Origin of the sequence: Polynucleobacter sp. (genome assembly GCF_030693775.1) — a bacterium.
Lineage (GTDB): Bacteria > Pseudomonadota > Gammaproteobacteria > Burkholderiales > Burkholderiaceae > Polynucleobacter.
Genome location: NZ_JAUXZY010000004.1, coordinates 682411 through 697017, shown reverse-complemented (window position 1 = coordinate 697017; position 14607 = coordinate 682411). Strand labels below are relative to the sequence as shown.

Annotated in this window: 13 protein-coding genes and 1 tRNA gene; 8 read left to right on the top strand and 6 right to left on the bottom strand. The window is 51.5% G+C overall.

The genetic code is table 11. The features are described 5' to 3' along the window. Window positions 1-8: 8 nt before the first annotated feature. Together Q8M75_RS06320 and Q8M75_RS06315 are read right to left on the bottom strand one after the other, a co-directional pair. Window positions 9-518 (bottom strand): hypothetical protein, encoded by a 510-nt coding sequence (locus Q8M75_RS06320; RefSeq protein WP_305487474.1) that lies wholly within the window; start codon window positions 516-518, stop codon window positions 9-11. Further along, entirely contained in the window at window positions 515-2461 is a 1947-nt protein-coding gene (locus Q8M75_RS06315) for a potassium transporter Kup (RefSeq protein ID WP_371131756.1), read from the bottom strand. The genes Q8M75_RS06320 and Q8M75_RS06315 overlap by 4 nt, the downstream gene beginning before the upstream one ends. 154 nt (window positions 2462-2615) lie before the next feature. On the opposite strand from Q8M75_RS06315, the gene Q8M75_RS06310 reads away from it, so the two are divergent. From Q8M75_RS06310 to Q8M75_RS06300, 3 genes are all read left to right on the top strand, one after another. Next, a tRNA-Met gene (locus tag Q8M75_RS06310) sits at window positions 2616-2692 on the top strand. Window positions 2693-2831: 139 nt separating this feature from the next. Then, window positions 2832-3002 carry a hypothetical protein gene (locus Q8M75_RS06305; RefSeq protein WP_305487473.1) on the top strand — a complete coding sequence of 57 codons (171 nt, stop codon included), beginning with the start codon at window positions 2832-2834 and terminating at the stop codon, window positions 3000-3002. A 55-nt stretch (window positions 3003-3057) separates the two neighbouring features. Further along, window positions 3058-3240: a hypothetical protein gene (locus Q8M75_RS06300; RefSeq protein WP_108469342.1), complete on the top strand. Its 183-nt coding sequence runs from the start codon at window positions 3058-3060 to the stop codon at window positions 3238-3240. Between the two features lie 19 nt (window positions 3241-3259). Here Q8M75_RS06300 and Q8M75_RS06295 read toward each other — a convergent pair whose 3' ends face one another. Genes Q8M75_RS06295 through Q8M75_RS06280 form a run of 4 tightly spaced genes read right to left on the bottom strand, consistent with a single transcriptional unit; the run spans window position 3260 to window position 8530 of the window. Next, complete coding sequence (locus Q8M75_RS06295; protein WP_305487470.1) at window positions 3260-5740, bottom strand: DNA internalization-related competence protein ComEC/Rec2; 2481 nt, start codon at window positions 5738-5740, stop codon at window positions 3260-3262. Window positions 5741-5745: 5 nt separating this feature from the next. Further along, window positions 5746-6570 (bottom strand): TatD family hydrolase, encoded by an 825-nt coding sequence (locus tag Q8M75_RS06290; RefSeq protein WP_305487467.1) that lies wholly within the window; start codon window positions 6568-6570, stop codon window positions 5746-5748. Window positions 6571-6573: 3 nt separating this feature from the next. Continuing rightward, window positions 6574-7275, bottom strand: a complete 702-nt coding sequence (locus Q8M75_RS06285) for an ABC transporter ATP-binding protein (RefSeq protein WP_305487465.1) — start codon at window positions 7273-7275, stop codon at window positions 6574-6576. Further along, window positions 7268-8530 (bottom strand): lipoprotein-releasing ABC transporter permease subunit, encoded by a 1263-nt coding sequence (locus Q8M75_RS06280; RefSeq protein ID WP_305487462.1) that lies wholly within the window; start codon window positions 8528-8530, stop codon window positions 7268-7270. Before Q8M75_RS06280 ends, Q8M75_RS06285 begins: the two co-directional genes overlap by 8 nt. Window positions 8531-8598: 68 nt before the next feature. On the opposite strand from Q8M75_RS06280, the gene Q8M75_RS06275 reads away from it, so the two are divergent. The 5 genes from Q8M75_RS06275 (at window position 8599) to Q8M75_RS06255 (ending at window position 14585) form a co-directional block, all read left to right on the top strand. Further along, window positions 8599-9540, top strand: coding sequence for a hypothetical protein (locus tag Q8M75_RS06275; RefSeq protein ID WP_305487459.1), 942 nt, complete (start codon window positions 8599-8601; stop codon window positions 9538-9540). Beyond that, entirely contained in the window at window positions 9537-11303 is a 1767-nt protein-coding gene (recJ, locus tag Q8M75_RS06270; protein ID WP_305487457.1) for a single-stranded-DNA-specific exonuclease RecJ, read from the top strand. The genes Q8M75_RS06275 and recJ overlap by 4 nt, the downstream gene beginning before the upstream one ends. A 27-nt stretch (window positions 11304-11330) precedes the next feature. Continuing rightward, window positions 11331-12435, top strand: a protein-coding gene (prfB, locus tag Q8M75_RS06265) for a peptide chain release factor 2 (RefSeq protein WP_305487455.1) whose coding sequence is annotated in 2 segments (ribosomal slippage) — window positions 11331-11411 and window positions 11413-12435 — 1104 coding nt in all. Because the reading frame shifts where the segments join, the coding sequence is not laid out codon by codon here. 23 nt (window positions 12436-12458) lie between these two features. Continuing rightward, the gene (gene lysS, locus Q8M75_RS06260; RefSeq protein WP_305487454.1) at window positions 12459-14009 is read left to right on the top strand and encodes a lysine--tRNA ligase; all 1551 of its coding nucleotides are present in this window, start codon (window positions 12459-12461) and stop codon (window positions 14007-14009) included. Window positions 14010-14024: 15 nt separating this feature from the next. Further along, a complete protein-coding gene (locus Q8M75_RS06255; protein WP_305487452.1) occupies window positions 14025-14585 on the top strand; it encodes a YggT family protein in 561 nt (186 codons plus the stop codon). Window positions 14586-14607 lie beyond the last annotated feature (22 nt).

The window sequence follows — 14607 nt, the reverse complement described above, 5'->3', positions numbered from 1 at the left end:
AGTGTTCTTTACTGTAACTGCGTACCAGCTTTGTTTTCTTGTGCGCGACGCGGGGCATCTTTGCGTCGCTCCTCTAAGTCTGCAGCCCGCTTAGCGGCATCCTGTTGTTTTTCTTCAAAGGCGCGGACATTTTCGGCGCGCTCTGCTGCTTTGGCGGGATCGGCTTTTTCCGCTTTACGCTTGGCGTCGCGCTCATCCTTAAGAAGCTTACGTAACTCGCGCTGCGCCGTATTAAGCTCCACCTCTTGCGCCCGAATCGGATCGATCTCTTTACGATATTGAGCACGCGTTTGGCTCAGACATCGATTCACTAAATATTTTTGGTAGCACTCAGCAGATGCTTTTTTCCATCGGTAATCTGCCCACTCACGCTGCAGGCTCAGCTCGGCCTCGATCTTGTCTAACTTGTCGAGCTCTGCTTCTTGTGCCGGCGTTGCGCGTGCGGCACCCACCCCAAGTGCGAGGCCAATTGCCATCGCAACAGAAAGACAGGCGCGAAGAGAGGATGCGCGAATCAAATCTCGACCTTTGCGCCCAATTCAACCAAGCGATTGGTTGGGATCTTGAAAAAGTCCGAAGGCTTTGCCGCGTTTTGCATCATCCATGAAAAGAGGCTTTCCTGCCACAGCGCCATTCCGGGGGATGCCGATGGAATGATGGTGTCTTTCGAGATAAAGAAAGAGGTGTCCATCAAATCAAAGGTGAGGTTCTCTTGTTTCTCCAGCAGGGTTAGGATGGAATTGATATCCGGCGTTTCTTTAAAGCCATAGACCGCACGCACCAGGAACACCTGACCTCCCAGATCGCGCATGGTGATGCGCTCGCTATCATTCACATAGGGCACGTCCCACGTACTCAACTTTAAGAAGAATATCCGCTCATGCATCACACGGTTGTGCTTCAAGTTGTGCAGCATGGCTACCGGCACATAATCAATGTGCGCAGTTAAGAAGATCGCAGTTCCTTCTACGCGGTGCGGTGGATGCGCCAGCAGACTACTAACAAACGCCTCCATCGGAATGGAATTGCTGATCAACTTATCGCGAAGCAATTTGCGGCCTTTGTACCAAGTAATTAGGCAGGTAAAGCAGATCAGTGCTAGCAGCAAGGGATACCAGCCGCCATCTTTAACCTTGATCAACGTGGCGGTCCAGAAAGCCAAGTCAACCGCAAAGAAAAATACAATCAACAAAGCGATCAAAATGGGGTTGATATGCCATTCGCGCCGCATCACAACCGACAGCAAGATGGTAGTAATCAGCATGGTTGAGGTAACGGAGAGGCCATAGGCTGCAGCCAAGTTAACCGACTCACCAAATTCGATAATGGTCACAATCACCATCACGAGCAAAGCCCAATTCACTACTGGGATGTAAATCTGCCCGCGCTCGGAATCAGAAGTGTGCAGAATATTCATGCGGGGCAAAAAGCCCAGCGAGATGGCCTGACTCACCAAGGAAAAGGTGCCAGAGATCACGGCTTGGGATGCAATCACAGTTGCTGCGGTAGCAAGCCCTACCATCGGCCAAAGAGCCCACTCTGGCACCATCATGTAAAAGGGATTGCGAATAGCTTCGGGGTTGGAGAGCACCAAGGCGCCCTGCCCTAAATAATTAAGCAGCAGACTAGGCAGAACAATCAAGAGCCAAGCGAAGCGCACGGGGTTACGACCAAAGTGGCCCATATCTAAATAGAGCGCCTCTACTCCAGTCACTACCAGCACTACAGCGCCCATCACGATGTAAGCCGTTAAGGGGTGGTCGGTAATAAAGCGCATGGCGTACATTGGATTAAACGCCAAGGCAATTTCGGGGGCGTTACTAATATTCCAAATACCCAATGCGGCAATCGCCAAGAACCAAATTAATGTAACGGGCCCGAATAAATTACCCACCATTGCCGTGCCGTATTTCTGGATTACAAAGAGGCAAAAGAGAATGACTACGGCAATCGGAATAATGAATTGCTTTAATGCCGGTGTTGCAATTTCAATACCCTCTACTGCAGACAATACGGAGATCGCTGGAGTAATGACGGACTCGCCGATCAGCATGCAGGCACCTAACATGCCCAGAATCATCAACACAAAATATTCTTTTGTACCGCTTTTAACGGAACGCAGTGCCAGGGCCATGAGGGATAGAACACCGCCCTCACCTTTGTTATCGGCGCGCATCACGAATAGGACATACTTAAAGGTCACTACCAAAATCAAGGCCCAGATCATCATGGAGATCACTCCATAAAGGGCCTCAGGGCTAAAGGCAATGCCATGCTCGGCATCAAAGCATTCTTTGAGTGCATACAAGGGACTAGTACCAATATCACCGAAAACCACGCCAATTGCAGCCAGCATGAGAACGCCTAAACCCTTCTTGTGCTCACCACCATCGCCACTGCTATGCAGGTCAACGGGCTTGAGCAGGGTTGAGCTTGAGTATTCGGGATTACTAATGGACATGAAACTGCCTTAATTGGTGTTGCACGGCAATATGTTACTCCTTAGGGGGGTCTAAATGACCGAGAAATAGAAGATAAATTCAGCGTGAAACAGCTCAATTCAGCAATAAAGCTCGACAGAGAAGGCTTAAAAATGCTAGAATCAGAGTCTCAGACGCGGGGTGGAGCAGTCTGGCAGCTCGTCGGGCTCATAACCCGAAGGTCACAGGTTCAAATCCTGTCCCCGCAACCAAATTTAGTGATATAGAACAATGGGATACGAAAGTATCCTTTTTCTATTGATTTACGGCAATCCGAGGGCATTAAGCAAGCTGCTATTGACACCTCTAGATTGAGAATGATAATTTTTGTCGCAAAAGGGGAATGAACACATGTTTGCCAAAACCTTAATCAGCGTATTAAGCGCAGTCACGATCGTGGTTGGTCTGGTTGTTTTTATTAGCAGCGGTGACTACGCCATCTTTGCGATCGGCATGATTGCTTATTTTTTGGTTGCCATCTCTGGAAACCTCTGCACCTACTGCAACCGTCGCAGAAGTTAAAACGCCTAAGGCGCTTTAGAAGCACTTTTTAGAACCCATTCTATTTTTAACCAACATGAAATCACCAACAGAAACTCCCGTTGACGCCAAGGTCACTGAAGTGCCTGCAGAGCAGCCCAAGAAGCCGAGCAAGTCGAGCTCCAGACAGAAATTTATTCCCGTCGAGGAGCTTGATCCCGATGCGCCCCGCTCCGTCTTTCAAGATCGCAATTGGAATAAAGAACTTAAGCAGCATTAAGACGATTCGGTTTTATGCGCTATGGCTGAGTACTTCGGTCATGCCAAATACGACGCCTATCCTCACGCAACAGGGTAGGCGTATTTTTTTGTCCAGGCGTATTTCCGAAACGCCACAACTGGGCGCCCGTATTTGGAGTTTGTAAAAATGGAATACCCAACTCCTGATACCGGGCACGTACGGTTGGGTGCGGGTGGTTATAGCGATTGCGGTAGCCATTTTGTGCAAAGGCCGAATCTGGATTGATCGCCTTAAGCAAATCTAATGAGGAGGATGTTTTACTACCGTGGTGCGGCGCCATAAAGACGACACTACGCCCTTGCCTTGGGATTGGTTGATGGCGTAAACGCTCTAGCAGCGCCACCTCCGCCTCGCGCTCGGCATCGCCGGTTAGCCAAAAGGAAGTGCTGCGATTGCGCACCTCGAGGACACAACTCATTTCATTGGGCTTACCGCCATAGTGGCTCGCATCAAAATTTATCTCCTCATGCGGATGCCAAACTAAAAAGTCGACTCCATCCCAGCGCCACGATTGCCCATATCGACATGGAAGGACTGGAACTCTTTTCTGACGCAATGCCCGCAGCAATGGATTATGGTCAGGCAAAGAGCCCAGCATTGAGTCAAAGGTAATCTCGCGCAATAGAGTTTTGGCCCCGCCCACGTGATCGCTATCACTGTGACTAATCACCATACGATCAATGTGATGAATACCCTCTCCCCTGAAAAAAGGCAAGATGATGCGCTCTCCCGCGTCATCTTTCTTTCCTTGGATTAGGCCTGTGTCGTAGAGCAGTCTTTTTGATTGGGTCTCGATCAGCACTGCAGTACCCTGACCAATATCGAGTACCGTTGCCTGAAATTCACCATAGGCTAAATCCGTCTTTGGCGGAATAAATAAGCAGGTGCACAAGGCGCAACCCAATAATCGCGATGGAATGGTCTTGCGGATTAATCCTGGCCGAATGGCAATAGCGATACCAATCAGTGATAAAGCCAACAGCAGTAGGCTAGGCTGATGTGAATAGGCCACCGCCCAATCCCAGCCTGCCATTAACTTTAAGAGCATTGCAAGCCACTCCATCGCGGTATGCGCCAACATTAGTAGCGGCCTCGCTAATGCATCCGGCATCACAACGCCAATCATGGCAAGCGGCGTCACAACATAACTCACCAGCGGAATGGCAATCGCATTTGCTAAGGGTGACACGACCGAGAATTGGTAGAACCAATATAGCGTGCACGGAATTAAGGCTAAGGTGACAACGGCCTGCAAGCGACAAGCCTCTTTTAAAGCCTGAATCAATCGCTCTCGACTACTTAGTTCAAGCTCTTTTCCGGTGGGGATGCCAATTAATCCGCTGGATTCCCCCATCGCATACAGAATGGCAGCAACCGCGCCAAACGAGAGCCAAAAGCCTGGGGTATAAGCAGCCATGGGATCCAATACCAAGACCACTGCCAAGGCCCACCACCAGATATCAAAGGCACGCGGAAGTCTGCCCGACCAGACCGCAATCGCCACTACTCCAACCATATACATAGTCCGCTGCGCTGGTATCTGAAAGCCCGCAATCCAGGCATAAATGAAGGCAGTGATAAAACCGGCTGCTGCTGTGACGCGCGGCACTGGCATCGCCAGCGGCAAACTGCCACGGCGCCATACGCGCGATGCCAGTAGTGCTCCCATTCCGGCCAGCATCGTGACATGAAGACCCGATATCGAAATCAAGTGCCCAATCCCAGTTGCATTAAAGACACGCCAATCGACCTGTTCAATTGCATTTTGATCGCCCATCACGAGAGCAACCAAAACTCCTGCATAGGGTCTGTTGTCATGCAGTAGGCGCTTAATCTTATCCCGTAAATTCCAGCGATGGCTTTCGATCCATTGCGCAAAGGACCATGGAGCTGCCTGCTCCAACTTTGTACCTGAACGTATCGATCCGTACGCTCCATAGCCCTGATGAAAAAGCCACTGCTCAAAATCGAACCCATGGGGATTGATCACGCCATGGGGTCGCTTAAACTTCACCCGTAACCGCCACTGCTGACCCGGCTGAATTATTGGTATCTGCTCTGACTCACGCCATGCAGATGACCAGGTTAGATAAACCCGGCGTGGCAGTTTGTCTACATTAATGCTTACCCCGCGCGGCAATCGCGTGTAGTTTGTAATCACAAAAGCAAAAGTCGCACCTTGGTGATCGCCGCGCGGCAAGCCATCCACTCGCCCCTCAATCTGCAGATCGACTCCTTCCAGTTCTCTCGGAAAATCGTATTGCAATCGCTGCTGAACAAAATGCAGGCTCCATGCCAGACCCGCAAGTGCGCACATCAAGAGGATGACTACTTTGCGCAGCGGTGCGACCGGAATGAGCAGTAACAATGCAGTCACTATCAATGCTGAAATAGCCAAAAGCAGCGTATTGGCTGGCAGTATTAAAAACAAAAAGGGAAGCGCTCCCCCGGCGATCCACGCCGTAATTGCATAGCGCAAGAGGATTATTTACTGTTAAGTGGATTGAGGGTTGCCGACCAACGCGGCAGCGCGGTCAGCGCGTTACTCCAGGTTGCCGCAGCAAAAGCAGCGACGTCCATCTGCCGTAATTCGGCAAGTTCTGTGCCAATGCGTGAAACAAATTGCGGTGCGTTGTGGGCTATTCCTTCGTCACGCAACCATGCCGGTGGTATATCGGGCGCGTCGGTTTCTGTCACTAAACTACTGAGTGGTAATTGCATAACAAGGCGCCGAATTTGCAATGCGCGGGTATAGGTTGCGGCACCACCAAAGCCCAACTTAAATCCCAGCTGAATAAATTGCTCTGCTTGCTGCATGCTGCCATTAAATGCATGGGCGATTCCACTGCGGATACTGCGCTGACGCAAAGCCTTTAAGATCGCATCTTGCGAGCGACGAACGTGCATGACTACTGGCAAGTCATGCGCCTGCGCTAAATCCAATTGCTGCTCAAAAAAATAAGCCTGACGGGTACGGTCAAGTCCTTCAACAAAGTAGTCCAAACCAATTTCACCGATGCCAACAAAGCGGGGGTCGTGCAGCGCATCCTTAACTTCGCTAGCGAGTAAATCAAGATCGGCTTGCGTCGACTGCTCGACATACAGCGGATGAATACCGAGGGTATAAACGAGGCCCGGCATTTTCTGTGCATACTGGGCTACTAGGGTACGGATATTTGCAGCATCGCTGGACTTCACTGCCGGCAGCAATATGCCTTGCACCTGATTGTTTGCGGCAGCCTCAATGACTCCGCCTAAATGGGATACGAATTCGGGGGCGTCGAGATGGCAGTGGGTATCAAGCCACATGCCTTAGTTCGCCTCGATAGGAATCGGATTTAAGCTGCCATGGTCCAAGCGTAAGATGCGATCGCAGCGGCGCGCCCTTATAGGATCGTGAGTCACGATCACAAAGGCAGTGCCCTGCTCTTTGGCAACATCCAGCATCAAATCAAATACGCTATCGGCGGTTTCAGTATCCAAATTGCCGGTGGGTTCGTCCGCTAAAACGCAGGCCGGGTTACCAACTAAGGCGCGGGCTACAGCAACGCGTTGGCGCTCGCCGCCAGAGAGTTCACCTGGTGTATGCATGACCCGCTTTTGTAGTCCGACGGCCATCAACATCGCATGCGCTCGCTCCAGCGATTCGGCTTTGCTTAAGCCTCGGATACGCAGGGGCAACGCAACGTTCTCCGCCGCCGTGAATTCATCTAAGAGGTGATGAAACTGATAAATAAAGCCGAGATACTGATTACGCAAGCGATCCAAGGCTGAAACGCTGAGGCGACTTAAGTCAGATCCCGCCAAAGTGACTTGCCCTGCACTTGGCGCATCTAAACCGCCCAATAAATGCAATAGCGTACTTTTGCCAGAGCCAGATGAGCCCACAATCGCCACCTTCTCCGACTGCGCTACATCTAAATCAATCGCCTTCAATACCTCAACCGCGGTAGTGCCTTTGCCATACGTCTTGGCAAGACCACGTGCACTCAAAACCAATGCGTGATCACTCATAACGCAATGCCTCCGCAGGCTGTACTTTGGCCGCACGGCGGCTGGGGTAGAGGGTGGCCAAAATAGATAGGCCGAAGGCCATCAAACCCACGGTCAGCACATCATTGAGGCGCACATCGGATGGGAGCTGACTAATAAAGTAAATGTCACGCGGTAAAAATTGCACACGGAAGATGGCTTCAATGGTGGGCACAATCACATCGATGTTGAGTGCCACTAGTAAACCCAGCCCAACCCCACCGAGTGAACCCAGTAAACCAATCGCCAAGCCCTGGATTAAAAAGATCCGCTGGATTAAGCCGGGACTTGCGCCCATGGTTCTCAAAATAGCAATGTCCGCCTGCTTCTCATTGACGGTCATCACTAAAGTCGACACCAAATTAAATGCCGCGACCGCAATAATCAGGGTCAAAATAATGAACATCATTTTCTTTTCAGTCTGCACTGCTGCAAACCAATTGCGGTTCGAGCGTGACCAGTCGGTTACCCATAGCGCTTGTGGCACAAGACTAGCCAATTGATTCGCAATTTGCGGGGCGCGTTGCATGTCATCGACCTTCACGCGTAAGCCCGATGGATCGCGTAAGCGCAGCAAAGCAGCTGCGTCTTGCCAATGCAAGATGACCAAGGAACTATCGTATTCATAATGGCCGCTATCGACTACGCCCACCACATTCAGTGCGCGCATCCTCGGCATTACCCCGGCTGGCGTCAAATCGCCTTCGGGAACAATCAAGTTAACGCGATCACCTAAACGTACACCCAGCATATTGGCTAACTGCGCTCCCAGCACCACACCAAAACTTCCGGGGCGCAGGTCCGCAATGTCACCGGCCACAAATTGCTTGGGCAAATCTGATACGCCGCCCTCTTCCGCTGGGGATACCCCGCGCACCGCTACGCCGCGCATAATTTCACCGCGGCTGAGTAAACCCTGGGAGCTCACCATCGGTGCCACACCCAGCACATGAGGCTGGCTGGCTACTTTCGCTGAAAGTGCTTGCCAATCCGGCAAACCATCTGGAGCGGTAATTTCAATATGGGAGAGCACTGAAAGCATGCGATCGCGCACTTCTTTCTGGAAACCATTCATCACCGATAGCACGACGATGAGGGCCGCAACCCCAAGGGCGATGCCTGCAGTCGATATCCCGGAGATAAAGGACAGGAAGCCATCGCGCTTACCCACTGCTTTGCTGCGCCGTGAGCGGGTATACCGCAGGCCAATTTCCAGTTCGATGGGGAGCTTTAACATACCCTTAGTTTAGTGAATAGTGACGCCCTAGCTGGAGAAATGGGTAAATGCCACCTAAAATCAGAAGAATGACAACAAAAAGACGATTTACCCTCCTTCTGTCTGGTGATGATGCTGTGGCTGACTCCCTACAGACCGTGCCCACACAGGGCTTGCCACATGAGCGATTTTTGCTGGGCGATGGTGTGCCAGCGGCCCCATTTGTAATGCTTGGTCTTCAAGGTGGAGTCATTGACTCCAATTCCGTATTGGCCTGCATTCAGCCGATTCACCTGCATGCCACCCGCGACCATTTGGTCTTGATGCACCCCGATCACATTCCGCTCACCGCCGCTGAGTCAGCCGCCCTGCTGGAAGAAGCAAAGCCCCTATTTCAAGATGAATTCAAAGCCGAGATCATCGCTGCCGATCCATGCCACTGGTTTATCAACCCAGCTCACTTTGTCAGCCTAGCAACCCACTCCGTTGATCAAGCGCACGGCCGCAATATTGATTGGTGGTTGCCGCGTGACACCACGGAAGTCGGTAAAGCGCGCGCTTGGCGTAAATTGCAGAATGAAATTCAGATGCTGTGGCACATTAGTCCGATTAACGAGGCCCGCCAAGCCAGTGGCCTGCCTGCCATTAATTCGATTTGGATCAGCGGCATCGGCTCTATCGATGATTTGCAGGCTCCGAATGAAATTAGAGCAGCAAGCTACATCATTACTGACCATCCCGTTTTAAAAGGTATTGCCCGCCACCTCACTATTCCCTGTAGTGGCGTAGTCACTGCCGATACCCTGATCGGTGGGTTTGCCTGGCTGAAGGATCCGGCCGCCATTTGGCCAATACTTCAATCCGCCTTGCTGAATGAATCGCTCGACGAACTCAAACTGATTGACTTTCCGAACGGCGCGCTGCGTAAATGCACTATTCAAAAGAGCGATGTCAAAAAAGGATCCTGGGCATTTTGGCGCGCACCCACATTACTGAGCTGGCAAGAATTAACGGGGTCCAAAGCAGCATGATTGATTCCGTCTTTCGGCAGCGCGACTTTTCGCTTGAGGCGGCAGATGCCCTAAGTAAGGGAGGACTGCACCCATTGCTGGCTAGACTCTATGCTGCCCGCGGCGTATCGACCGCCGATGAGCTGGCTCTGGAGCTCAAGCATTTAATCTCCCCAACCCAGTTAAGCCAGTGCCTTTCCACTGCTACCATTCTGGCCGATGCGCTTGCGGCAAATAAACCAATGCTGGTTGTCGCCGACTATGACTGCGATGGAGCAACCGCGTGCGCCGTTGCTGTTCGTGGCCTGCGTTTACTGGGTGGACCGAATACGAATATTCATTTTTTAGTCCCCAATCGCTTTACGATGGGCTACGGCCTCACACCCGAAGTAGTGGATCTTGCCGCCACCCAAACGCCCAAGCCTGCCATTTTGATTACGGTAGATAACGGCATTGCCAGCGATGCGGGTGTCGAGCGTGCCCGCGAATTAGGCATGGATGTCATCGTCACAGACCATCACCTTCCAGGTGATTGCATACCCCGTGCGCTAGCAATCGTTAACCCCAACCAAACGGGTTGTGGTTTTCCCAGCAAAGCGCTGGCCGGCGTTGGTGTGGTGTTTTATCTGCTGATTGCCTTGCGTGCCGAACTTCGTCAGCGCGGAATGTTTACGACAGATACGCAACCCAAGATTGAAAATCTGCTCGACTTGGTTGCCTTAGGAACGGTAGCTGATGTTGCGCAGCTCGATTACAACAACCGCATTTTGGTTGCCAACGGTCTACGACGCATGCGCCAAGGCATTGGACAGCCTGGTATCGCTGCTTTATTTAATGTCGCGGGTCGCGATATTCGGAAAGCCACGGCGGGCGATTTGGGGTTTGCCATTGGCCCGAGGCTCAACGCAGCCGGACGCCTAGCCGATATGACCTTAGGAATTCAGCTGCTGCTGGCAGACGATGTGGATGTTGCTCTGCGCATCGCCCAAGAACTCGATCGCATTAACCGCGAACGCCGGGTGATTGAGGGCGGCATGCAAGAGGCGGCCTTGGCTCATTTAGCAGAAGAGCAGTTGGATGGCCTTGTAGCAGCCCGCTCTGCCCTCTGCCTGTGGAATGCCAACTGGCATCAAGGCGTCGTAGGTATTGTTGCCTCGCGCCTAAAGGAACGCTTCAATCGCCCAGCCATCGTATTCGCTCCAGCCGATACCGAAGATGTGCAGTCGCAATTGCGTGGATCAGGCCGATCGATCAGCGGCTTTCATCTGCGCGATGCATTGGATTTGGTTTCTAAACGTGAGCCTGGTCTCATTCTTAAATTTGGTGGTCATGCCATGGCAGCGGGCCTCACGATTGATCAAGCGAGCTTTGCCCGCTTTGATGCCTGCTTTCAGGCGGTTGCCGATGAATTACTCGATGACGGACTCTTAGCTAGGCAATACATTCATGACGGCAGCCTGCGCCCCGATGAATTGACTGTAGAAATAGGCGACCTATTGGCGGAAGAACTCTGGGGCCAAGGCTTCCCACAGCCGGTCTTTTATGGTGAATTTGAAGTGATTAGCCAAGCCTTAATGAAAGAAAAACACCTACGACTGCAACTGAAGCCGCCTGGCAGTGCGCCGGGAGAAAAGCCGGTCAGCGGGGTCTGGTTTAACCATACTCAAACCCTGCCAGCACGAGTGCATTTGGCTTACCGCTTGGTTGCAGATCGCTTCGGCGGCCAAGCACGGGTACAACTCATGATTGAAGCCCTGGATGAATCAATCGGAACAGAGGCCTAAAGGCAGCTTGACTTTATAATCGGCAGCATGGAAGCCGAACAACTCAACCTCATCTCCAATACCCTTCAGGATCTGCTCACACGCGAGCAAGCACTTCGGGGGTATCTTTGACTACGACGTCAAGTCACGTCGCCTAACGGAAGTCAATTCCATCCTCGAAGATCCCTCGATTTGGGATGACCAAAAGCGGGCCCAAGCGCTCGGCAAAGAAAAAAAGTTATTGGATGGGGTCGTCTCTACCCTGAACAAGCTCAATACCAACATCACGGGCGCCCTCGAATTATTTGAGATGGCCAAAGAAGAAAGTGATTTTGAGACCTTAAGTGCAATTGAGCTTGATACCGAGGGATATAGCAAAACGATTGCCGACCTCGAGTTTCGGCGTATGTTTCACAATGAGATGGATCCGTGCAACTGCTTTATTGATATTCAGGCGGGCGCCGGCGGAACTGAGGCTTGCGACTGGGCGAGCATGCTGTTTCGCCAGTACCTCAAGTACTGCGAACGCAAAGGCTATAAAACTGAGATCCTCGAAGAATCCGATGGCGATGTTGCTGGCATTAAGAGCGCCACCATCAAGATTGATGGGGAGTATGCCTACGGCCACCTCCGCTCCGAGACTGGAGTGCATCGCCTAGTACGTAAATCGCCCTTTGACTCATCGGGCGGTCGCCATACCTCCTTTGCCAGCATCTACGTTTACCCTGAAATTGATGATTCGATTGAGATTGACGTCAATCCAGCCGACATTCGAACCGATACTTACCGCGCCTCGGGTGCTGGTGGTCAGCACATCAATAAAACCGACTCTGCAGTCCGACTAACGCACATTCCAACGGGCATTGTGGTCCAGTGCCAAAATGATCGTAGCCAGCACCGCAACCGAGCCGAGGCCATGACCATGCTGAAGTCACGCCTCTATGAACACGAGATGCAAAAACGCCGAGTCGAGCAAGATAAATTAGAGGCCAATAAAACCGATGTGGGTTGGGGCCATCAAATTCGATCCTACGTTTTAGATCAAAGCCGGATTAAAGATTTGCGCACCAACGTTGAGATTTCCAATACCCAAAAAGTATTAGATGGCGATCTCGATGCTTTTATTGAAGCCAGCCTGAAGCAAGGCGTTTAATTACTCTGATTAGCTCAAACCCCATGAACGATAAAGCCCAAACCCCAGACAATGCGCCAGAAGCAGTGGATGAAAACCACATCATCGCCGAGCGCCGTGAAAAGTTAGCGCAGCTGCGCGCTAAAGGCGTTGCATTTCCGAACGACTTTGTTCCGACGCACCACGCAGCCGATCTGCATGCACACTACGATGGCTTCAATAAAGAAGAATTGGCTGCCAAGAAGGTGATGGTCAAAGTAGCTGGGCGTATGGTTCTGAAACGCGTGATGGGTAAAGCCAGTTTTGCGACGATTCAAGACCGCACTGGGCAAATTCAGTTTTACATTAGCGATGAAATCAGCGGCGCTGAGATTCACAATGCGTTCAAGCACTGGGACATGGGTGACTTCATTGCAGCTGAGGGGCACTTGTTTAAAACCAATAAGGGTGAACTCTCGGTCGAGTGCAGCACCTTACGACTCCTCAGCAAATCGCTGCGTCCCCTGCCCGATAAGTTTCACGGCCTCTCCGATTTAGAGACCAAGTACCGCCAGCGCTACGTTGACCTGATCGTCAGCCCCGATACCCGCGCGACCTTTATCTCCCGCAGTAAAGCCATTGCGTCTTTACGCCGCCATATGCTCGATGCCAACTTCATGGAGGTCGAGACTCCCATGCTCCACCCCATTCCGGGTGGCGCAACTGCAAAGCCTTTTATGACCCACCACAATGCGCTCGATATGCAAATGTTTTTGCGCATCGCACCCGAGCTCTACCTCAAGCGTTTAGTCGTGGGCGGCTTTGAGCGCGTTTTTGAAATCAATCGCAATTTCCGCAATGAGGGTGTCAGTCCGCGCCACAACCCTGAATTTACGATGATGGAGTTTTATGCAGCGTATACCGATTACAAATGGTTGATGGACTTCACAGAAGGCTTGATTCGGGCTGCTGCGATTGATGCGCAAGGCACTGCAACCCTCACCCACCAAGGCCGTCCACTTGACTTAAGCAAGCCATTTCAGCGCCTGACCATTACCGAGGCCATCCTAAAATACGGCCCGGAATCTAAAAAGAGCTATACCCCAGCGCAACTCGAGGATGCTGAATTTATTCGCGCCGAACTCAAAAAAGGCGGAGAGGATGTTAATGCACCAGCACTAAAGAATGCGGGCATTGGCGCCTTGCAGTTAGCTCTGTTTGAATTGGTGGCCGAACATCATTTATGGGAGCCAACCTACATCATTGACTACCCGATTGAAGTCAGTCCCCTCGCTCGCGAATCCGATACTCGCCCTGGTGTGACCGAACGCTTTGAACTCTTCATCACTGGCCGTGAAATTGCCAATGGCTTTTCCGAGCTTAATGATGCTGAAGACCAGGCACAGCGCTTTCATAAGCAGGTCGAGCAAAAGGAAGCGGGCAATGAAGAAGCCATGTACTTTGATCACGACTTTATTCGCGCACTGGAGTACGGCATGCCTCCAACCGGCGGTTGCGGAATTGGTATCGACCGGCTAGTAATGCTGCTCACTGATGCGCCGAATATTCGTGATGTGATTTTGTTCCCTCATTTGCGCCGCGAAGAAGAGCAATAAAACGGGATTGACCGCATGATGCTGCTTGAAATTGCCAATCTCCTTTCTGAAATCGCCATCACGGTCATTGGTGGCGCGTGCCTATTACGCTGCTATCTGCAATACCTGAAATTCAATTTATCACCCCACTCTGGCAACCCGATCGGCCTTTACTTGATGCCGCTGACAAACTGGCTGGTCATGCCATTGCGCAAAATAATCCCAAGCGTAGGACGCATTGATAGCGCTTGCATAGTGGGGGCCTATTTAGTTGTATTGGCCAAAGTATTTTTGATCGGATTGCTGCTGGGGACCATTCCGCCGATCATCAGTTTGCTGATTGGCTCTGTGCTGGAACTGATTGGCCTTGTTTTGTCGATCCTGGTCGTCTTAATTATCGCCAACGTAGTCTTGTCCTGGGTTGGCCGTGGATCGCCGACGCAATACATGCTGTCGGAGATATTAAATCCAATGCTTGTGCCGATTAAGCGCATCCTACCAAGCATGGGACCGCTCGATTTATCGCCGCTCGTCTTGTTGGTTTTGATTCAGATAGCGCAGATTGTATTGAGTAATATTGCGCGCGCCCTCCTTTGATCTGAGTTAATCAGTCTCATCC